Here is a 20,238-nt window from a genome sequence, read left to right as displayed (position 1 = left end):
CTCAGGCCGAGGCGGCGACGGCGTCGCCGGAGTACCAGCGCGCCAGCGCCAGCAGGGCCCATGTGACCGCGCCAAGCAGGATCGACAGCGCGGCGGCCATGCCGAAGTTGGCGTAGTTGGTGAATTCGTTGTAGATGGTCAGCGGCAGCACATCGAGTTGCGTGGCCAGCGTGAACGCGGTGCCAAAGGCGCCCATGCTGGTGGCAAAGCAGATGGCCCCGCTGGACAGCATGGCCGGCATCAGCGCGGGCAGCATCACGTCACGTACCACACGCCACGGGCTGGCGCCGAGCGAGCGCGCCGCTTCTTCCAACGAGGTGTCGAGTTTTTCCACGGCGGCCATCACGGTCAGGATCACGCGTGGAATCGAAAAATAGAGATAGCCGACAAACAGGCCAGCCAGGCCATAGGCAAAGGTCCAGCGCTCGCCGGCCAGCACATCGCCGATACTGGCCAGCAGCCCGTTGCGGCCACCGAGCATGATGACCATGAAGCCGATCACCACGCCCGGAAACGCCAGCGGGAAGGTCAGCATTGCCACCAGCACCGGCTTGCCCGGTACCTGGTGGCGCTGCAGGAAGGTGCCCGCGATGCCGGCAATGACCAGCGTCGCCAGCGTGACCAGCGCGGACAGCATCACCGTCACCATCAGGCTATGCAGGTAGCGCGAGCTGGTGAGCACGGTCCAGTAGACCCCCGCGCCGTCCTTGCCGGTCAGGCTGACCTCGATCAGCCGCGCCATCGGCAGGCAGAAGAACGCCAGGAACACCACGAGCGCGGGCAGGGCGAACAGGAACAGGGCGGGAGATCGTCTGGTCATGACAGCGTGCTTGATGTGCTTAACGCACTTCCTTCAGGTACTGGTCGCTGAAGCCTTTCTGCACCGTGGCCATCTTGCCGAAGTCCACCGGCTTGGCGCGCGCATAGTCGGCAGCAGGCAGGAAACGCGCCTGCACTTCGGCAGGCATCGGCACGTTGCGCACCGGACGCAGGTAGGCATTGGCCCACAGTGCCTGGCCCTGGTCCGACAGCACGAAGTCCAGCACCTTGCGGCCTTCGTTGGCGTGCGGTGCGTTGTTCACCAGGCTCATCACGTACGGCACCACGAGCGTGCCTTCCTTCGGGATCACGAAGGCCACGTTGGCGCGGTCCTTGTATTTCGCGCGATAGGCGTTGAAGTCGTAGTCGAGCAGGATCGGGATCTCACCGGACAGCACGCGCGCATAGGCGGTCTGCTTCGGCACGATCGGCTGGTTCTTCTGCAGGTCGCGGAAGTACTTGAAGGCCGGCCCGAAGTTGTCGAGGGTGCCACCCATGGCCTGGTTCACTGCCACGGCACCCACATAGCCCACGAATGCGCTGGCCGGATCGAGATAGCCGATCAGGCCCTTGTACTCGGGCTTGAGCAGGTCGGCCCACGATTGCGGCACGGGCTTGCCCCGCAGCGCGTCGACATTGACCATGAAGCCCAGCGTGCCCGAGTGAATCGCGAACCAGTTGCCTTGCGCATCCTTGAGCCCGTCCGGAATGTCGTTCCAGTGAGCGGGCTTGTACGGCTGCGTCACGCCATCGGCCTTGGCCTGGATGCCAAACGTCACGCCCAGGTAGGTTACGTCGGCCACCGGGCTGGCCTTCTCTGCCACCAGTTGTGCCAGCGACTGGCCAGAGTTCTTGTTGTCGTGCGGTACGGTGATGCCGGTCTTTTCCTTGATGGCACGAATCTGCGCGGCCCAGTCTGCCCATTCGGGCGGGCAGTTGTAGCAGATGGCGGTCTGTGCGGCCACGCCCTGGCTGAACGTGGCCGAGAAAGCGGCGGCGGTTGCGGTGATGGCCAGCCAGCGCAGCGGACGGCGCCAATAGGATTGCGTCGACATGTAAGGCTCCCTGGTTGAGGTCGGTAAGAATCAAACGGTCAAACTGAGGATTCGCTTGCGTTAGCGAACGGACGGGCAGGTATTCATGCGGGCGGGCTCACGGTGCCATCGATGCGCAACGCATGCGGCAACAGCATCGCGTTGCCATCGACACTGGCGGCGCCATTGGCAAGCCGCACCAGCAACTGCGTGATGGCGTGGGTGCCGATATCGGCGTTCGGTTGCACCACGGTGGCCAGTGGCGGTTCCACCAGCGTGCCCAATGCAATGCCGTCGTAGCCCAGCACCGAGACATCGCGTGGCACGCGCAGGCCCAGGCGCTTGAGATCGGATATCACGCCGATGGCAAGCAGGTCATTGGTACAGAAGAATGCGGTGGGTGCTTTGTCGTCGGCCATCAGCGCGCGGATCTGCGCGGTATTGCTGGCCGTATGGGACGGCAGGTTGACCGGGTCGAGCACTGGCAAGCCATGCGCGCGCATGGCATCTTCATAGCCCGCAAAACGTTGGCGTGCACGATCCGATGCCATGAACGCACCCGAGATCACGGCAATCCGTCGGTGCCCGGCTGCAACCAGTGCATTGACACCTTCACAGGCGCTGGCGCGATTGTCGACCGATACCGAATGCCGCCCCCGTCCGGCGCCTTCCATCGAGATCTGGTTGTAGGCCAGTACGTACGGTACCGATTCACGGTCGAGCTGGTCGAGCACGACACTGTCGGCAGCGTCGGCGACTGTCAGCACCATGCCATCAACCCGGTGGCGTAGCAGGTACTCAATGCGTTCACGTTCGCGGGCGGGATCGTAGTTGCTGGTCACCAGCATCAGCGAATACCCGGCAGCCATGGCGGCCTCTTCGATGCCGCGCCAGCATTCCGCAAATACCGCGTTATCGAGCGTGGGCAGCATCACGCCAATGATGCGGGTTTGCTGCGCGCGCAACTTCGAACCCAGCAGGTTGGGGCGGAACGAGAGCCGCCGCGCGGCTTCGTGCACGCGTTGTGCCGTGGCCTCGCGCACCAGTTGCGGATGACTGAATACGCGTGAAGCCGTGGCCAGTGAAACCTTGGCCGCCAGTGCCACATCAGCCAGTGTCACGCCCTGGCCTGGCTCCGCGGATGCCAGGCGGGGCGACAGTGCAATGCGGCGGGATGGTGGCATGCATTCCTCTCCGGATGGAAAACCTCGATCGGCGCGTCGATGAAAACGTTTTCATTGAAGCGCCGAAAAATCAGGCGTCAAGGAATACTTTCGCTGCACTGCCGCATTCCTGGGGCAGTGCAAGGGCTTCCGCGCCTGTCATTGCCGCGCATTGTCACGAACCAGTGTGACGCGGCGATGACAGGCTGGCGTTGCCGTGACTTACTTGCGAGTTACTTTGCGAGGGGTTTCGGTGCTGCGCTGAAGGTCTTGTTGGCGATCTTCCACACGCCGTCGATCTGCAGCAGGTTCATATAGTCGGTGAACGTGACTTCCGGGTAGTCCAGCACGATCTTGGCCGTGGCGGCGTTGCCAACTACGTCGAAACTGGCGATATGGCGCTTGCGTTGGGCCTCGTCAGGCTGCGGCGAGCCCTGGAAGCGCTGCGAGAATTCATCAACGGTCAGCGAGTAGAGCGCCCCGTCGCGAAACGAGATGATCCGGGCGTCGGCATGGAATGCCTTGCGGATGAAGTCGGCCCGGCCGGTGCGGTGGCCCTCCAGGTAATTCTCGATCGGCTCCAGAGCGGCGGTGTGTTGCGACGTGTGGGAGGTAAGGGCGAGGCTGGTCATGTCTTCTCCGTTGATATTGCCGGGGTTAATCCGGTTTTGCATCCGTGGATTGTATGCAAAATGGCGGAAGGGCGAAAGTGGCATGCGTCCGGAAAGGTGTCCGGAAAGTTTTCGTAACAGACTTTGTGGCCTGCAGGTCAACCATCGATGGCGCCAAGCGTCAAACCGGCATTCCGGCATGCAATGCGAGGTGTCCATGAAAGACCGTTGGTTTCGCAGGCAATGGCATCGAAGCTTGAGCCAGGGGTTGATCGCCTTGCTGGCGATTCCGGTACTGCTGGCCGCGTGTGCACAGACCCCGTCCCGCGATGTTGCGGTGCAAGGCGTTCTGTCGTCAGCCGATCTGCGCTGGCTCAATACCGTGAGTTTCGGTGCCGACCAGGCGAGCGTGCAGCGGCTGCAGGCGATTGGACGCCAGCGTTACCTGGAAGAGCAACTGAAGCTGCCGCTGGCCGATCCGCCACGGCTGGCGCAGGCCATTGCCGCATTGCCGGTCAGTCAGGGGGATGCGCTGCAACGCATGCAGGCGCTGCGCGAGGAGCGTCAGCGTATCGATACATTGGGCGACGATGCCGCGAAGCAGCAGGCCCGTGAGATGCTGAACCGCCAGGGTCGCGAACTGGTGCTCGATACCGGCCGCCGCCATCTGTTGCGCGCGTTGTATTCGCCGGCGCAACTGCGCGAGCAGATGACCTGGTTCTGGATGAACCACTTCACCGTCTACGCGGGCAAGGGGCGGGTCCGCTACGCGTTGGCCGACTACGAGGAACACGCGATCCGCCCGCGCGCGCTGGGCAAGTTCCGCGACCTGCTGATGGCTACGGTTACGTCGCCGGCCATGCTCGAGTATCTCGACAACGCGCAGAGCGCGGCCAATCGCGTCAACGAGAACTACGCGCGCGAACTGATGGAGCTGCATACGCTGGGCGTTTCCGGCGGGGCCAGCGGCTCGCGTTATACGCAGCAGGACGTGCAGGAGCTGGCGCGCGTGCTGACGGGCCTGGGTATCAACGCGCGCGGCGAGCCGCCAAGGATTGGTCCGGGACGCGCCGCACTGTATCGCAGCAATGGCCTGTTCGAGTTCAATCCCAATCGGCATGACTTCGGGCCCAAGCGTTTGCTGGGCCACGCCATCGAGCCGCGCGGTTTTGCCGAAGTGGAAGAGGCGGTGTCCATCCTGGCGCGTGAGCCGGCCACGGCGCGCTTTATCTCGACCCGGCTTGCCACGTATTTCGTTGCCGACAATCCGCCTGCAAAGTTGATTGACCAGATGAGCGCCACGTTCACGCGTACCGATGGCGATATCGGCGCTGTGCTGACCACGATGTTCCTGTCGCCATCGTTCGATACGGTACCCGCCAATGATGCGCGCAAGTTCAAGGATCCGATGGTCTTCGTGGTGTCGTCGATGCGACTGGCCTACGACGGACGACCGGTATCGAACCTGCGCCCCGTGATCAACTGGCTCAATCAGTTGGGCGAGCCGCTATACGGGCACGTGGCGCCGGACGGTTATCCATCGATGGAAAGCGCGTGGGCCAGTTCGGGGCAGATGGTCAAGCGTTTCGAGATTGCACGCGCAATAGGTAGCGGTCCGGCAGGACTGTTCGCCGGCGAGGATGGCCAGCCCGGCGCGCAGCGTGGCTTTCCAATGCCAAACGGGCGCATGTTCTATAGCACGATGGAAGCCACGCTGGGCCCGGCGACGCGACAGGCCCTGGCACAGGCCGGGTCGCAGCAGGAGTGGAATACCGTGCTGCTGAGTTCGCCCGAATGGATGCAACGATAGGAGGCATGGCATGGACCGGCGTCATTTACTGAAGACCCTGGCCGGCGCGGGGCTGGCGCTGTCACTGCCGACGCTGTCGTCGCGCGTGTTCGCGCTGCCGGCACAGGCGGATGCGCGATTCCTGCTGGTGTTCCTGCGCGGCGGCTACGATGCCACCAACGTGCTGGTGCCGGCCGACAGCGATTTCTATTACACATCCCGCCCGAACATCGCCATCCGACGGCCGGTCGCGCAGGGCGCCGCACCGGACCCCTCGGCGGCATTGCCGTTGTCGGTCGACGGATGGGCGTTGCATCCCGCGCTGGGTGCGACCATGTTGCCGCTGTGGCAACGCCAGCAACTGGCGTTCATTCCGTTTGCAGGCACCAGCGATATGTCGCGCAGCCATTTCGAAACCCAGGATGGGATCGAGGCCGGCATCGAGCCTGGGCGCGCCGATAGCGTGGCCGCGATGCCCAAGGGCAGCGGCTTCCTGAACCGGTTGACGCAGGCCATGGGTGGGCAGGCCGCGCCGGTGGCGTTTACGGATGGCTTGCCGATGGTGCTGTCCGGGGTGTCGAACGTGCCAAACGTTTCGCTCAAGGGCACGGGCCGTACGCCATTCGATGAGCGACAGACCCGCGTGCTGGCCCAGATGTACAAGGGCACGCGATTCGAGTCACTGATCGCGGAAGGCTTCGATATCCGGCAGACCGTGGCCGAGCAGGCCGAGTCGATGCGCCAGCATGAAGCGGCGATGCGGGCCGCCGGTGGCGAGTCGATGTCGGGGCGCATGCAGGAAATGCAGGCCGCCAGTCGGCGTGCACTCAGTGCGCGTGGCTTCGAACAGGAAGCACGCCGCATGGCGGGGTTGATGCGCGACCGGTTCAATATCGGCTTTATCGACGTCGGCGGATGGGACACCCATGTCAACCAGGGCGGCGCGCAGGGCCAACTGGCCAATCTGCTCGACAACCTGGGTCGTGGCATTGCCGGATTCGCGGAGGAAATGGGACCCGCATGGCGCAATACGACCGTAGTGGCCATCTCCGAATTTGGCCGTACGTTCCGTGAGAACGGTACGCGCGGCACCGATCACGGCCACGGCACCGTGTATTGGGTGGCGGGCGGCAACGTGCGCGGGGGGCGCGTGGTCGGTGAACAGGTGCCGGTTGCCCAGTCAACCCTGAACCAGAATCGCGACTATCCGGTGCTGAACGATTATCGGGCCGTGCTCGGCGGTTTGTTCCGGCGCCTCTATGGGCTCGATGACGGCCGCCTGGCGCAGGTTTTCCCGGGCAGCCGCGCCCGGGATATCGGACTGGTTTAGGGGGTACCCTCCCAAAGCAGTAGATGGCATGGCTCAAGTGGCGCGCGATCGTGCCGTTACTTCAGCAGTGGGAGTGGCATCTGCCCACTGCATGATCCGTACACGATCCATAGCCAGTTTGAGTGCAAGCCTTGTCGCGACCCTTGACGCCATCTATTGCCGATTGCCTCGAACAACAACTGCTGCGGCCGGTCTTCCAGCCGATCGGCTCGCTCATTACGGGCGATGTTTTCGGATACGAGGCACTGATTCGCGGCCCTGCGGGGACTCCGCTGGAGAGTCCTGTCGCGCTGTTCGCGGAGGCCGCGCGCGCCGGCATGCATGTGCAGCTGGAACGTCTGGCCGCGCGCATCTCGATCGGTGCCTTCATGCAGGCAAACCTGCCGGGCAAGCTGTTCCTGAACTACAGCGCGGATACATTGCGCGATATCGAGGATAGCCGCGACGATGTGCGCACCTTCCTGCAGTCGCAGGGTTTGCCATCGGACCGTATCGTGCTGGAGCTGACCGAGCAGGCCCCGCTGGGACCGCTCGAATCGTTGGCCAAGGCGGTGTTCTCGATTCGCAGCCGCGGGGCGCAGTTCGCGCTCGACGACTATGGCACTGGCCATGCCAGCCTCGGTCAGTGGATCGCGCTGCAGCCCGACTACGTCAAGATTGCACGCGTGATCATCGATGGCGTGGCCGCGTCCGATTTCCAGCGCGAAGCGCTGCAGGCGCTTTGCCGCCTGGCGCGAACCGCTGGCACGCGGCTGATTGCAGAAGGTATCGAACGTGAGGACGACCTCGTGGTCTGCCGCGACCTCGGTATCGATTTCGCCCAGGGATACCTGCTGGCAAGGCCATCCTCCGAACCGCCCTTGACATTATCGGATGCCTCGCTGCGCGCGCTGCATCGCGGACGGCTACGGCTGGCAAAGTAACCAAGCAAAGAAAATGCTGACCGTTTTCTCCCCTCTCCCGCACGCGGGAGAGGGGCGGGGGAGAGGGCTGGCGCATCAAAATGCGATTAGCGGCAAGCAGAACCGCATTGCCCTCTCCCCCAACCCCTCTCCCACGTCGTGGGAGAGGGGAGCATTACAGCGCGAATTTACAGCGCCGCGGGTGCTGAAGCTGCGCTGGCCGGAGCGGTTTCCGGTGCCGATGCTGCGATCGATGGTGCCGGATTGTCGTGCGGGACGGCCTCCACCACTTCACCCGGATCGAGTGCCAGGCCGCTGTCCGCCGTCGCCGCCGGCGAGGATGCCGGTGGCATCGCGTCGGCTTCCGTGGACGGTAGCACGGGCCGGCGCGGGGCCGGGCGCGGCGCCGGTACTGTCTCGTCCTTCTTGCTCGACGTAAACAGTTTCTGGTACCAGCCGCGCACTGTATCGGTAAGTCCCGAGTACCAGCTCTTCTCGTCGACTTCCGCAAAGCGCGTGCGCGGATCGATGATGCGTGCACGCAGCGCGCGCTGGTAGAAGTCGCCCACGATCGGCAACGCGCTGTGGGCACCCTGGCCCCAGTAGTCGCTGCGCAGCGTCACGCGGCTGTCGTTGAAGCCAACCCAGGCGCCAGCCACCAGTTGCGGATGCATCAGGATGAACCAGCCGTCGGCGTTGTCCTGCGTGGTGCCGGTCTTGCCGGCTACATCGGCGCGGATGCCGAAACGGGTGCGGATGGCCGTGCCGGTGCCGCGGTCGACCACGTCGCGCATCACGTCTAGCAGCGTGTCGTTGGCCGAAGCCGACAACGCGCGCTCGGGCGAGGGCGGGCGGAACCGCGCCAGCACATTGCCGTCGCGATCGGCGATGCTGGTGAGCATCACCGGCGCCAGGTACTGGCCGCCATTGGCAATCGTGCCATAGGCCGTGACCATCTCCTTGAGCGTTACGGGGCTGGTGCCCAAGGCCAGCGATGGCACCTCGTCGAGCTTGCTGTCGCGCACGCCCATCGCGCGGGCCAGGCGGGCCACGCGATCGACCCCGACGGTCTGCACCAGCTGCGCGGTGATGGTGTTCTTCGAGTACACCAGGCCATCGCGCAGGCTCAGCGCGCGCCCGGTGGATGGCGATTCGTCGGTGGGCCGCCAGACTTCGCCGCCGGCAAGCTGCATCTCCACGGGCTGGTCGATGAAAGTCTCGTCGGGACTCTGGCCACGCGCGAAGGCTGCGCCATATACAAATGGCTTGAACGTGGAACCAGGCTGGCGGCGTGCCTGCGCCACGTGGTCGAACGCATCCACGCTGAAGTCGCGGCTGCCGACCCACGCGCGGATTTCACCGGTGGCGGGGTCCAGCGCCATGAAACCGGCCTGCACACGCGTCTTGCTCTGGCGCAGCGCCTGCATGAACGCGTTGTCGCGCATCAGGTGATTCAGTGCATCGTCCTCGGTCTGGCCACCGGCTACGGCGGCGCGGTACTCGGGCGTTTCACGCACGAATGCCTGCACCAGCGTACGGCTCTCGGCCCAACCCGCGCGCGGCGCCCAGGCGGCGTTGGCAATCGACTGCAGCTGGTTGCCCTGGCGCACCAGTGCCTGGTTAGCCATGGCCTGCAGGCGCGAGTCGATCGTCGTATGGATCACCAGGCCGTCGGTGTAGAGGTTGTAGTCGTTACGGTCCGCCCATGCGATCAGCCATTTGCGCAGTTGCTGCGCGAAGTGGGCGGCGGGGCCGGGTTCCTCGACCTGGCGCTCGAAGTCGATCCGCAGCGGCCGCTTCTTCAGCGTCTCGAAGCGAACCGCATCGAGCTTGCCACGCTTGACCATCTGGGCCAGCACGGTATTGCGCCGGTCCAGCGCGCGCTGGGGGTTCAGCACCGGGTTGTAGTAGCTGTTGCCCTTGAGCATGCCGATCAGCGTGGCGGCTTCCAGCACGTCGAGCTTGCCGGCCGACTTGTCGAAGTACGTACGTGCGGCCATCTCGATGCCGAACGCGTTGTACAGGAACGGCACCGTATTCAGGTACGTCTCGAGGATCTCGTCTTTCGAGTAGAGGGCCTCGATCTTCAGCGCGGTGATCGCTTCCTTGAGCTTGCGCGTCATGGTTGGCGCACGGCCGATATCGTCGGGATACCGGTTGCGCGCGAGCTGTTGCGTAATGGTCGAGCCGCCCTGGCGATCGCCGGAGAACGTATGCAGCGCGGCCGATGCGGTGCGGCGCCAGTCCAGCCCATGGTGCTGGTAGAAGCGGTGATCCTCGGTGGCGATCAGCGCATTGATGACGTTCGGCGAAATATCGGCCAGCTTGACCCAGTCCCGGTTGGCCCAGCGGTAGACCGCCAGTTCCTTGCCGTCGGCCGACAGTACCTGGGCCGGCTGCTCGGACTTGGCCTTGCGGATATCGCTGATGCCGGGCGTGAACGGGATCAGCAGCAGTACATAGAGCACGAACACCGCTGGCACGGCCGCCGCCCCCAACATGACGGTGCGTCGGGTCGGGCGGCGCAGATGCTGCCTGAGCAGGGCAAGCCGTGGGGCGATATGGGTCTTGTATGAATCCAGGCGCATTGACGCAGGCATGGCAGTCCCGGTGCGCACCGTCACGGAACTGTCAAATGCCGTTCACAGAAAAGGGTGAATCGTACCAAAACCGAGGTCGGGAAAACCCGAATTTTGCACCACAAAAAAACAACGCCCCTACCAAAGTAGGGCATGTATGCCTGCCTTTGCGACCAGACCGACACACGGATTTCATAATTCACTGAAACAATTCGCCTGCCCCCATCGGTCACCGTTTCGGAAATTGATAGTGTCAGCGGTCGCGCGAGTCGTAAGCGCCACCGCGCACCATGAATCTGGCGCGGGACGGGGAAGCATCTCAATGTCTTAACAAAACGAGAAACACACGTGAAGAAAGCTCTATTTGCCTTGGCGGCTGCGGGTACCTGCGCCATCTCCGGCGTTGCGTCGGCACAATCCGCCTCCAACGTGACGCTGTACGGCATCGCCGATGCAGGTGTCGAATTCGCCACCCATACGCCGGGTGGCAACGGCGGCACGGTTGCCCGTGTCAGCTCCGGCAACATGTCGGGCTCCCGCTGGGGCCTGCGCGGTACCGAAGACCTCGGCGCCGGCCTGAAGGCCATCTTCACGCTGGAATCGGGCTTCGATATCGATACCGGCCTGTCCGGCCAGGGCAGCCGCCTGTTCGGCCGCCAGGCATTCGTGGGCCTGCAAGGCACGTTCGGCGCCGTGACGCTGGGCCGTCAACAGAACTCGCTGTACGACCTGTTCGGCGCCTACGACCCGATGGGCGTGGGTCCGAAGTATTCGCTGAACAGCGTGGACTCGGGCTTCAACGGCCGTGCCGACAATGCCGTCAAGTACACCGGCAAGTTCGGTGGCCTGACCGCCACGACGTTCTACAGCACGGGTCGCGATTCGACCGTTGCAGGCAGCACCGAAGTGCCGGGCAACTACAAGATCGGCCGTAATTTCGGTGCAGGCCTGGCCTACACCACCGGCCCGTTCTCGATCGGCACCGCTTACGACCAGTACCAGGGCAACACGGTTGCCACCGATGACCGCGCCGTCAAGCGCCTGGCCGTCGGTACGTCGTACGATTTCGGCGTGGCCAAGGTGTTCGCCGGCTACCGCTGGATGCGTGATGACGGCACGTCGAGCGCTACCGCTGCATCGTCGCGCAACAACGTGTACTGGGTGGGTGGCCTGTATCGCGTGACGCCGGCCCTGGCACTGACGGGCGCCGCGTACTACACCGATACCCACAACAGCAACAACGACCCGTGGATGTTCGTGCTGTCGGCCGACTACTCGTTCTCGAAGCGCACCGACGCCTACCTGAACCTGGGCTACGTGCGTAACAAGGGCACCTCGGCCCTGGGCCTGAACGGCGCCAATACGGCAGTCGCCGGCGCCAACCAGACCGGCGCCGTGGTCGGTATCCGTCACCGCTTCTAAGGCAGGGAGACACCGGCAGACGGGGCCTTTCCCCCCGCACCTGCCGGATAACAAGCGCCCCTCACCCGGCTTGGCGGGACGAGGGGCGCTCTGCATTGGATGGTTGACTTCGGTGCCTCAGGGCCTGAGGCTGGAACCGGCGTCGCCGGTTCGCGCATCGGCGGCGCGCAGGCGTTCCAGTGCGCGCGTCAGTAGCGCGCCTTCCTCGGCATCGGCGGTCCCGTGCAAGCTCTGTACCGCGTGGTGCAACCGTTCACGGTCAGGTGCGGCAAGTTTTTCGGCCGCCTCCATCGCCTCCAGTTCCTTGTCCACACGCTTGCACAACTTGCGCACGAACTCGGGATCGAGCTGGCCCTGGCTGGCGCCATGAGCAATGTGATAGATCAGGGCAATCAGGCCTTCCGGCGTTGTTTCGGTCACTGCTGTCGATTGGCGCTTCATGGCAACTCCGTGTTCAGGTCAGTTTCATTCTAGGAGCGCTCTCGACTTGTTTCGGGCCTGGATCCCGATCTCAATTGCAACAGGATGAACACCTTTCGGCAGGATTTCCGATTGTGATTGACGCAGTACATCGCTGCCATCAAGAAATGCAAATGGTTCGCGGAAAGCGCTGCCCTTAACATCGTTGCGCGCCCCCTCACCGTCGCCGGCCCAGGCGACACCGAGGAGTTCCCCCAAATGGCAGTGCCTCGCATTTCCCCCATTCAACTGGCCGTGCTCGGCCTGGCTGCGTCATTGGCCATGCCGGCCGCCGCGCAGACCCTGACGCGCGATAACGGTGCGCCGGTTGGCGACAACCAGAATTCGCAGACCGCGGGACCTAACGGCCCAACGCTGTTGCAGGACGTTCATCTGATCGAGAAACTGCAGCGTTTTCATCGCGAACGCATTCCCGAGCGTGTGGTGCACGCGCGCGGAACGGCAGCGCAAGGCCAGTTCGTGTCTGCCGGCAATTTCTCGGACCTGACCACGGCCAGCCTGCTGTCGGCCCCGGGCAAGGTCACGCCGGTGACCGTACGCTTTTCCACCGTGATTCACGGTCGTGGATCGCCCGAAACCGTGCGCGATCCGCGCGGTTTCGCCACCAAGTTCTACACGGACCAGGGCAACTGGGATCTGGTCGGCAATCACACGCCGATCTTTTTCATCCGCGATGCCATGAAGTTCCCGGACATGGTCCACTCGCTCAAGCCGTCGCCGGTCACCAACCTGCAGGATCCCAACCGATTCTTCGACTTCTTCAGCCATGTGCCAGAAAGCACCCATATGCTCACGCAGCTGTACTCGGACCTGGGTATTCCGGCGTCTTACCGGAAGATGCAGGGCAACAGCGTGCATGCCTACAAGCTGGTCAACGCCACGGGCGATGTCACCTACGCCAAGTTCCAGTGGCGTCCGCAGCAGGGTGAGGCCTACCTGACGCGCGCGGAAGCCGAGAAGATCCAGGGCATGAATTTCAGCAACCTGACGGCCGACCTGTACATGGCGATCGACGAGGGCCAGCATCCGAAGTGGGACCTCTACGTGCAGTTGATGAAGCCCGAGGATCTGGGCAAGTTCAAGTACGATCCGCTCGATGCCACGAAGGTATGGCCGAATATTCCGGCCAGGAAGGTTGGCACGATGACGCTGAACAAGGTGCCGGACAACTTCTTCGAATACACCGAGCAGTCGGCGTTCGCACCGTCCAACCTGGTGCCGGGCATCGAGCCGTCCGAGGATCGCATGCTGCAGGGTCGGTTGTTCTCGTACTACGATGCGCAGACCTATCGCCTGGGCGCCAACAAGCAAAAACTGCCAGTCAACCGTCCGGTGGCGCCGGTCCGCAATTACCAGATCGACGGCTACGGCGATGCCAACGGCACGAAGGGGGACGTCAATTACCAGCCGTCGCGCCAGGCAGGTGCCTATTCGGACAATCCGCACTACAAGTACACCCGCACGCCGCTGAACGGCACGACGCAAACCGAAGCCATTGCGCGCACCGACAATTTCAGCCAGGCCGGCGACTACTATCGTGCGCTTTCCACGACTGGCAAGACCAACCTGATTGGCAACCTTGCGGCGGATCTTGGCGGCGTGAAGAACGCCGAGATCAAGCATGTGATGCTCAGTCACTTCTACAAGGCTGACGCCGACTACGGCAAGCGTCTGACCATGGCCGTCAAGGGCGACCTGGCTGACGTGGAGCGCCGCGCCGCGCGGCTCAAGGACTGATGCTGGGCGGCTGAGGCAATGGCGGGAGAACGGAGGCTGGCGGGCGGTGCGCCGCTGCCTATACTTGCCCTGTCGCGCGCATGCGCACCCGGCGGGAGCCAGCCATGTCAAGAATCGCCGTTCTCCTGTTGTTGCCCATCATCCTGGCCGGCTGCGTATCGGTCAGTAGTAGCGATCCCAATCCACCACAGCGCACGACCGTCGTCACCCCGTCTTCTGGTAGTTCGACGACGGTTTGCAGTCCGCAGCCCTGCTAGGGAGTAGCCGGGGCTGCCTGAACTGGTGGAGCCGGCGCAAGCGGGGGGAGGGGCGGAATGTGGCGTGAGGCAGCCATGTCCCGTACCTGCCGCATGACGCCCTCGGCGAACAGCACGGGCCCCTGGATCGGTATGCCGGCTTCGCGCAACGCATCGGCGGTCCAGGTGTTGCACGTGTAGAAGCCGTAGTACCTGGCTGTGGCGCCGAAATAAAGGCCGCCAGGGTAGGGGCCGTCTCCAAGGCTTACCGGCGCGCCGTGTTCGTCGATCTGGATCGCGTGGTTCAGGAATGCGCGCAGGCGCTCGATGCCGCGCGCATCGACATCGAGTTGCACGACATTGTCGGCGCCAAACGCGGCGGCCGGCGTGTCGCGCAGGATCGTCAGCAGGATCACGCCGTCGTTACCGGGCAGCAGCGCCGACAACAGCGTCAGCGGCCCGCGCTCGCGGCTCAGCAGGTAATGCCGGTCGCCAAAGCCGAAGCAGAGATATCTGGAACCGTCATAGCCTTTGGCCACGCGCATCAGTTGCATATCGGCATCGCGGGTATCGATGCAGACATCGGTATGCCAGTCGCGCTCCACCACGCTGATGGTGGTGACGGCGGGCGGCACGGTGGCGCTCGACCAGTTGGTGCAGGCCGGAATGGTCAGGATGAACGCCGCCACGGCAAGCACGCGGGACGACGTTTTTCCATTCATGCTAGGCCTGCCGCTTGGATACCCCACCCAGCCAGCGCACAGGCCGCTACCACGGCCCAGGGCGGCAGCTTCCAGGTCGTCAGCGCCATCAATGCCAGCAGCGCCAGTGCAAAGTCTGGTGGTGCCAGTACGGCGCTGGTCCAGACTGGCTGATACAGCGCGGCAAGCAGCAACCCCACCACGGCGGCGTTGACGCCCATCAGGGCCGCCCGTACGCCGCCATGGCGTCGTAGCCGCTCCCAGAAAGGCAGGGCGCCGAACACCAGCAGGAACGATGGCAGGAAGATCGCCAGCACGCACCATGCTCCGCCGGCCCAGCCGTTGGGTGCCAGCCGGCCCGCCGCGCCCAGGAATGCGGCAAACGTGAAGAGTGGCCCGGGTACGGCCTGTGCGGCCCCATAGCCGGCGAGGAACGTATCGTTGTCGACCCAGCCGGTAGGCACCACGGCGGCCTGCAGCAGTGGCAGGACTACGTGCCCACCGCCAAAGACCAGCGCGCCGGCCCGATAGAACGCATCGAACAGCGCCACCAGATGATCGTCCGACATGCGTGCCGCAACGGGCAGGCCAACCAGCAACGCTGCAAAGGCAAACAGGCAGAACAGTGCGACGCCATGGCCGACCGGTATCGCCAGTGGTTCATGCGGCAACGCATCCTGTGCCCGGAACAGCCGGGTACCGGCATAGCCGGCCACGATCATCGCGCCCACCTGGCACCACGGCGATGGCACCACGCTGACCGCCACGGCAACGAGCGACATCAGCGTAATGCGTGGTGCGTCAGGGCACAGCGACCTGGCCATGGCCCAGACTGCTTGCGCCACCACTGCAACGGCCGCGACCTTGAGCCCATGCAAGGCCCCCGATGGCACCAGATTGCCATAGCGGGACAGGCCCTGGGCGAACAGGATCAACGCAATCGCCGACGGCATCGTGAAGCCAAGCCAGGCCGCCAGCGCCCCTGCATAGCCAGCGCGCGTGAGCCCCACGACCATGCCAACCTGGCTGCTGGCCGGCCCGGGCAGGAACTGGCACAAGGCGACGATGTCGGCATAGGACGGCTCGCTGAGCCAGCGGCGCTGCACGACAAAGGCATTGCGGAAGTAGCCAAGGTGGGCGACCGGACCGCCAAACGAGGTCAGGCCCAGGCGCAGGAATACGAGGAAGACTTCCCAAGCGGCTGCAATCATGATGCACACGCAGTGCTGACGGTTTGCCTGAGATTGGACTTGCCCACGGGACGGATCGTTGCCACCAGGCCAGTGCCTTGCGCGGCGGGTCGATTGGCAAGCTCGACTGAGAGGCCATGCAATTCGGCGACTCGCCGCGCAATGGACACGCCCAGTCCGGTGCCTTGCTCATGCTGCCCGGCGCCCCGGAAGAAACGATTGCCCAGACGTGCCAGCTGGTCGGGCGTGACACCCGGCCCATGATCGGACACCACAATGCGATCGGACTCGAATGCCAGCGTAACGATGGTGCCGGCGGGGCTGTAGCGGAGTGCGTTGTCCATCAGGTTGCGCAGCATCGTGCCGAGCAGGCTCGGGTCGCCACAGATGTCGAGCGTTGGCTGGCCCGCCGGCGGCCAGAGGACTTCCATGTCGACGTGCCGGCGTTCGGAAAGCAGCAGGCAATCGGTCAGCACCTGCTGCGAAATGCCGCGCCAGTCGACCGGCCCACGCGTGGGCGGCGACTCCTCGTCCTCCAGGCGGCTCATGGTCAGCAACTGGGAGACCAGGTGGCTCATGCGGTCGATGCCGGACTCGACATTGTTGGCGGCCTGCGCGCGCTCCGCCGGATCCGACGAACGGCGGGCCACTTCCCATTGCGCCTTCAGTGCCGCCAGCGGGGTACGCATCTCGTGCGCGGCATCGGCGGTCAGGCGGCGCTCGTGTTCGAGCAGGGTCGACACGCGGTCGAGCAGTTGGTTCATCGCGCCGACCAGCGGCACCAGTTCCGCCGGTACTTCACGCAGCGACATCGGGGTGGGATCTCCCGGCGTGCGGGCGTAAATCACGTCAGACAGGGTCAGCAACGGGCGCATCGCGCGGCGCACGCCCCAGATCAGCAGCGTGGTGAGCAACGGCAGGCCCAACACCCATGGCAAGACCTGCGCCTGCAGGTACGAGAACACGAGTTCCTGGCGCTCGGCCATGCTCTGGCCCACGCAAACGCGCCAGCCCGCCACCGGATCGTCAAGGTAGTACAGGCGCCAGGGCACGCCGTCGATCTTCCGGTCGGCAAAACCCCGGATACTCGGCAGCCGCGGCAAGCGGTCCCCATCGGGGTCGATATGGAGTGGTTGGCCGCTGCGGTGCCAAGCGGCAATTGCAAGGTCGCCGAGGCCGGCATCGCCCAGGTCGCCAAGATCGGTATCGCCGGGGGCGGGTCCGTTCGATGGCGGCGCCGGCACGGCACCGGTGTTGATCAGCGGCAGCATGGCTTGCATCTGCTGCGCCATGCGCACCATGGCGGTGTCGTATAACTCGTTGATCTCTTCCTGCGCACTGAGGTAGACCAGCACGCTGGTAAGCACCCAGGCAAAGGCCACGGCGATCAGTACGGCCAGGATCAGCCGCCGTTGCAGGGTCATGCATCGTCCCCGGCGCGAGTGTCGGCGGCCACGGCTTCGAGTGCGTCGAGCGTGCCCAGGGAATAGCCCGCACCGCGCAGCGTTCTCACGATGCCGGGATGAATCTTGCGCCGCAGGTGATGGATGTGGACTTCGAGCGTATTGCTTTCCGAGCCCTTGTCCCAGTCATAGAGTTTGTCGCGCAGGAATTCGCGCGTCAGCACGCGGTTGGGATGGCTCAACAGCAATTCGAGCAGCATCGACTCACGGCTGGTCAGGTCGACGGTCTTGCCATTCCAGATTGCCAGGCGTGCCGCAGGTTGATACTCGAGCGGGCCATGGCGCCAAACGGGCTCGGGCATGCCCGCGGCGCGGCGCGTCACGGCGCGCAGGCGCGCGGCCAGTTCGTCGAGTTCGACCGGTTTGATCAGGTAGTCGTCGGCGCCGGCATCGAGCCCGGCGATGCGGCTCTGCACGGCATCGCGTGCGGTCAGCACCACGACCGGCGTCGCGCGGCCTTGCTGCCGCCAGCGTGCCAGCAGGGCGACGCCATCGTCATCGGGCAGGCCCAGGTCCAGCAGCACGGCATCGTAGTGCATCGCGGCGATGGCCCGGTCGGCCTCGGCGCCGGTAAGGAACCAGTCAACGGCGTGCCCCATCAGCTTTAGCCCACGCTGCAGGCCGTCGCCGAGCATGGAGTCGTCTTCAACGATAAGGATTCTCATCTCGTGCTGCCTGGAACAGAAGTTTGAAAAGAGTGATTGAAACGAGGCGAATGATGCACATGAAGTGACTCCAAAGGGTAGCATCGCCTGCGTGCACTCGCACGCTTAATCTGACGTTAAGGTAATTCGCCTAATCTGCCGCCTCAATTAATCGGGATCAACACGAGTGCCCGGTTTGACTGACATAAGGTCAGGTCCCGAAATCCCTGGATTCCTCCATGCATCAGCCTCCCAGTCAGCAACGCACAAGCTCCGCGCCGGCTGACAACGCACGTTCCCCGGCTGGCTCGCCGCGCCTGCGTTCATTACCGTGGTCGGCCACGGCGGGATGGGCCGCGCTGTTCATCGCATTTGCGCTGTTGGTATGGTTTGGCACGCTGGGCGTGCGCCATCTGGTTGGGCCCGACGAAGGGCGCTACGCGGAAATCTCGCGCGAGATGTTTGCCACCGGCGACTGGGTGACGATCCGCTACAACGCGCTCAAGTACTTTGAGAAGCCGCCATTTCATATGTGGGTGACGGCCGTGAGCTATGCGCTGTTCGGCCTCGGCGAATGGCAGGCACGCTTGAGCGTGGCGCTGGCCGGCCTGCTTGGCATCGTCATGTCGATGCTCGCCACGTGGCGCTGGTTCGGCCTGCGCGCGGCGGCGTTTGCCGGACTGGCACTGCTGGCCGCGCCGATGTGGAGCGTGGCGGCGCACTTCAATACGCTGGACATGACCCTGGCCGGCGTGATGTCGTGCATCCTGGCCTGCATGTTGATCGCGCAACATCCGGACCTGTCGCGGGCGGGACGCCGTGGCTGGATGATGGCGTGCTGGGCGGCCATGGGTTTCGCCATCCTGACCAAGGGACTGGTCGGTATTGCGCTGCCGGGCCTGGTGCTGGTGGTGTATACGCTGGTCACGCGTGACTGGGGCCTGTGGCGGCGCCTGCATCTGACTGCCGGCGCGGTAGTCATCCTGGCGATTGTCGTGCCGTGGTTCTATCTGGTCTCGGAGCGTAATCCCGAGTTCCTGAACTTCTTCTTTATCCACGAGCACTGGCAACGCTACACCTCGAACATCCACTCGCGCGGTGGTCCGATCGTCTATTTCGTGCCATTGATCCTGGGTGGCTTCCTGCCCTGGGTCGGCTTGTTCCCGCGTCTCTGGTCGGCCATGCGCACGCCGGCCGAGGCGGGTGAGACGCGGTTCCGCCCGGCGCTGATGGCCGGGGTCTGGGCCATTGCGATCTTCGTATTCTTCAGCCTGTCGCGCTCGAAGCTGCCGGGCTACATCGTGCCGGTGATTCCCGCGCTGGGTATCCTGGCCGGCGTGGCACTCGACCGGCTCGACGTGCGCGCCTGGGGCCGGCAGCTGCTGGGCATGGCGATCGTGGCGGGCTGTGGCCTGCTGGCCAGTCCCGTGGTGGCCACGCTCAATGCCAATCACACCCCCAACGCGTTCTGGCGGGCCTACGCTGTCTGGGCGGCGCTGGCGTTCGTGGTGATGCTGGTTGGCATCGCGGCGGCACGCGCGCTGTTGCGCCGTGGTGTGCTGGCCAGCGTGGCCGTGTACGCGTTGGGCATGTACCTGGGCTTTACCGTGGCGCTGCTCGGGCACGAAACCGTGGGCGGTCCTGCGTCGGGTGCGGACCTCGTGCCGCAGGTTTCGCAGCGGCTGACGCCGGGCATGAAGCTCTATGGCGTGCGCATGCTCGACCATACGCTGCCGTTCTACGTACGTCATCCGCTGACCATGGTCGCCGAGGCGGACGAGCTGACTTTCGGTACCACTGTCGAACCCGATCGCTGGGTGCCCACCATGGCGCAGTTCGAGAAGACCTGGCGCAACGGCGAGGCCGCCATGGCGGTGATGTCGCCGGAAACGTATCTGGACCTGTCGTCAAGGCTGCCGCTATATGTCGTGGCACGCGACTGGCGTCGCGTGGTGGTGACCAACGTGCCAACCCCCGCGCCTTTGCTGCAGCACTAGGCCGGGCCCAATCATCCCTGATGGCCGACGTTGCGCGGCCATCTTTCGTTTTCTGAGTACCTACTGATCCATGCAGCAAAAGCGAATCCTGATTCTTGGCGTCAACGGCTTCATCGGCCACCACCTGACGCGCCGCATCCT

16 protein-coding genes are annotated in these 20,238 nt (G+C 64.4%); 6 read left to right on the top strand and 10 right to left on the bottom strand.

The genetic code is table 11. The features are described from left to right. Position 1 precedes the first annotated feature (1 nt). The 4 genes from ACO550_RS38365 to ACO550_RS38350 form a co-directional block, all read right to left on the bottom strand. Entirely contained in the window at positions 2-820 is an 819-nt protein-coding gene (locus ACO550_RS38365; protein ID WP_315595073.1) for an ABC transporter permease subunit, read from the bottom strand. Between the two features lie 19 nt (positions 821-839). Continuing rightward, positions 840-1,874 carry an ABC transporter substrate-binding protein gene (locus ACO550_RS38360; RefSeq protein WP_315595072.1) on the bottom strand — a complete coding sequence of 345 codons (1,035 nt, stop codon included), beginning with the start codon at positions 1,872-1,874 and terminating at the stop codon, positions 840-842. A gap of 83 nt (positions 1,875-1,957) precedes the next feature. Further along, the gene (locus tag ACO550_RS38355; RefSeq protein WP_315595071.1) at positions 1,958-3,037 is read right to left on the bottom strand and encodes a substrate-binding domain-containing protein; all 1,080 of its coding nucleotides are present in this window, start codon (positions 3,035-3,037) and stop codon (positions 1,958-1,960) included. A 212-nt stretch (positions 3,038-3,249) separates the two neighbouring features. Further along, on the bottom strand, positions 3,250-3,648 hold the full coding sequence (locus ACO550_RS38350; RefSeq protein WP_315595070.1) for a nuclear transport factor 2 family protein: 399 nt from the start codon (positions 3,646-3,648) through the stop codon (positions 3,250-3,252). A 196-nt stretch (positions 3,649-3,844) separates the two neighbouring features. On the opposite strand from ACO550_RS38350, the gene ACO550_RS38345 reads away from it, so the two are divergent. The 3 genes from ACO550_RS38345 (at position 3,845) to ACO550_RS38335 (ending at position 7,669) form a co-directional block, all read left to right on the top strand. Next, entirely contained in the window at positions 3,845-5,437 is a 1,593-nt protein-coding gene (locus ACO550_RS38345) for a DUF1800 family protein (protein ID WP_315595069.1), read from the top strand. Positions 5,438-5,447: 10 nt separating this feature from the next. Then, complete coding sequence (locus ACO550_RS38340) at positions 5,448-6,746, top strand: DUF1501 domain-containing protein (protein WP_315595068.1); 1,299 nt, start codon at positions 5,448-5,450, stop codon at positions 6,744-6,746. Between the two features lie 131 nt (positions 6,747-6,877). Beyond that, the gene (locus tag ACO550_RS38335) at positions 6,878-7,669 is read left to right on the top strand and encodes an EAL domain-containing protein (protein WP_315595067.1); all 792 of its coding nucleotides are present in this window, start codon (positions 6,878-6,880) and stop codon (positions 7,667-7,669) included. 167 nt (positions 7,670-7,836) lie between these two features. Here the strand turns inward: ACO550_RS38335 and ACO550_RS38330 are convergent, their stop codons facing one another. Then, positions 7,837-10,236, bottom strand: a complete 2,400-nt coding sequence (locus ACO550_RS38330) for a penicillin-binding protein 1A (RefSeq protein ID WP_315595146.1) — start codon at positions 10,234-10,236, stop codon at positions 7,837-7,839. Between the two features lie 339 nt (positions 10,237-10,575). Here ACO550_RS38330 and ACO550_RS38325 point away from each other — a divergent pair, with 339 nt between their 5' ends. Beyond that, on the top strand, positions 10,576-11,649 hold the full coding sequence (locus ACO550_RS38325; RefSeq protein ID WP_315595066.1) for a porin: 1,074 nt from the start codon (positions 10,576-10,578) through the stop codon (positions 11,647-11,649). 117 nt (positions 11,650-11,766) lie between these two features. Here ACO550_RS38325 and ACO550_RS38320 read toward each other — a convergent pair whose 3' ends face one another. Further along, a complete protein-coding gene (locus ACO550_RS38320; RefSeq protein ID WP_315595065.1) occupies positions 11,767-12,090 on the bottom strand; it encodes a hypothetical protein in 324 nt (107 codons plus the stop codon). A gap of 237 nt (positions 12,091-12,327) precedes the next feature. On the opposite strand from ACO550_RS38320, the gene ACO550_RS38315 reads away from it, so the two are divergent. After that, a complete protein-coding gene (locus ACO550_RS38315; protein ID WP_315595064.1) occupies positions 12,328-13,866 on the top strand; it encodes a catalase in 1,539 nt (512 codons plus the stop codon). Positions 13,867-14,119: 253 nt separating this feature from the next. Here ACO550_RS38315 and ACO550_RS38310 read toward each other — a convergent pair whose 3' ends face one another. Genes ACO550_RS38310 through ACO550_RS38295 form a run of 4 tightly spaced genes read right to left on the bottom strand, consistent with a single transcriptional unit; the run spans position 14,120 to position 18,121 of the window. Further along, positions 14,120-14,824: a DUF2459 domain-containing protein gene (locus tag ACO550_RS38310; protein WP_315595063.1), complete on the bottom strand. Its 705-nt coding sequence runs from the start codon at positions 14,822-14,824 to the stop codon at positions 14,120-14,122. Continuing rightward, positions 14,821-16,014, bottom strand: coding sequence for a chromate efflux transporter (gene chrA, locus ACO550_RS38305; RefSeq protein ID WP_315595062.1), 1,194 nt, complete (start codon positions 16,012-16,014; stop codon positions 14,821-14,823). The genes ACO550_RS38310 and chrA overlap by 4 nt, the downstream gene beginning before the upstream one ends. Continuing rightward, positions 16,011-17,417, bottom strand: coding sequence for an ATP-binding protein (locus tag ACO550_RS38300; RefSeq protein ID WP_315595061.1), 1,407 nt, complete (start codon positions 17,415-17,417; stop codon positions 16,011-16,013). Before ACO550_RS38300 ends, chrA begins: the two co-directional genes overlap by 4 nt. Continuing rightward, positions 17,414-18,121, bottom strand: a complete 708-nt coding sequence (locus ACO550_RS38295) for a response regulator (protein ID WP_315595060.1) — start codon at positions 18,119-18,121, stop codon at positions 17,414-17,416. The genes ACO550_RS38300 and ACO550_RS38295 overlap by 4 nt, the downstream gene beginning before the upstream one ends. A gap of 218 nt (positions 18,122-18,339) precedes the next feature. Between ACO550_RS38295 and ACO550_RS38290 the strand changes: the two genes are divergently transcribed. Further along, entirely contained in the window at positions 18,340-20,097 is a 1,758-nt protein-coding gene (locus tag ACO550_RS38290; RefSeq protein ID WP_315595059.1) for a glycosyltransferase family 39 protein, read from the top strand. Positions 20,098-20,238 lie beyond the last annotated feature (141 nt).

It is taken from the genome of Cupriavidus sp., assembly GCF_057315035.1.
This window is presented reverse-complemented; position numbering and strand designations above follow the sequence as displayed.

Excerpts from the sequence above, each read along its gene's own strand:
- ACO550_RS38330 (WP_315595146.1), bottom strand. The coding sequence starts at position 10,236 with ATGCGCCTGGATTCATACAAGACCCATATCGCCCCACGGCTTGCCCTG.
- ACO550_RS38365 (WP_315595073.1), bottom strand. The coding sequence starts at position 820 with ATGACCAGACGATCTCCCGCCCTGTTCCTGTTCGCCCTGCCCGCGCTC.
- ACO550_RS38315 (WP_315595064.1), top strand. The coding sequence starts at position 12,328 with ATGGCAGTGCCTCGCATTTCCCCCATTCAACTGGCCGTGCTCGGCCTG.
- ACO550_RS38300 (WP_315595061.1), bottom strand. The coding sequence starts at position 17,417 with ATGACCCTGCAACGGCGGCTGATCCTGGCCGTACTGATCGCCGTGGCC.
- ACO550_RS38350 (WP_315595070.1), bottom strand. The coding sequence starts at position 3,648 with ATGACCAGCCTCGCCCTTACCTCCCACACGTCGCAACACACCGCCGCT.
- chrA (WP_315595062.1), bottom strand. The coding sequence starts at position 16,014 with ATGATTGCAGCCGCTTGGGAAGTCTTCCTCGTATTCCTGCGCCTGGGC.
- ACO550_RS38310 (WP_315595063.1), bottom strand. The coding sequence starts at position 14,824 with ATGAATGGAAAAACGTCGTCCCGCGTGCTTGCCGTGGCGGCGTTCATC.
- ACO550_RS38320 (WP_315595065.1), bottom strand. The coding sequence starts at position 12,090 with ATGAAGCGCCAATCGACAGCAGTGACCGAAACAACGCCGGAAGGCCTG.
- ACO550_RS38345 (WP_315595069.1), top strand. The coding sequence starts at position 3,845 with ATGAAAGACCGTTGGTTTCGCAGGCAATGGCATCGAAGCTTGAGCCAG.
- ACO550_RS38340 (WP_315595068.1), top strand. The coding sequence starts at position 5,448 with ATGGACCGGCGTCATTTACTGAAGACCCTGGCCGGCGCGGGGCTGGCG.
- ACO550_RS38290 (WP_315595059.1), top strand. The coding sequence starts at position 18,340 with ATGCATCAGCCTCCCAGTCAGCAACGCACAAGCTCCGCGCCGGCTGAC.
- ACO550_RS38355 (WP_315595071.1), bottom strand. The coding sequence starts at position 3,037 with ATGCCACCATCCCGCCGCATTGCACTGTCGCCCCGCCTGGCATCCGCG.
- ACO550_RS38360 (WP_315595072.1), bottom strand. The coding sequence starts at position 1,874 with ATGTCGACGCAATCCTATTGGCGCCGTCCGCTGCGCTGGCTGGCCATC.
- ACO550_RS38295 (WP_315595060.1), bottom strand. The coding sequence starts at position 18,121 with ATGAGAATCCTTATCGTTGAAGACGACTCCATGCTCGGCGACGGCCTG.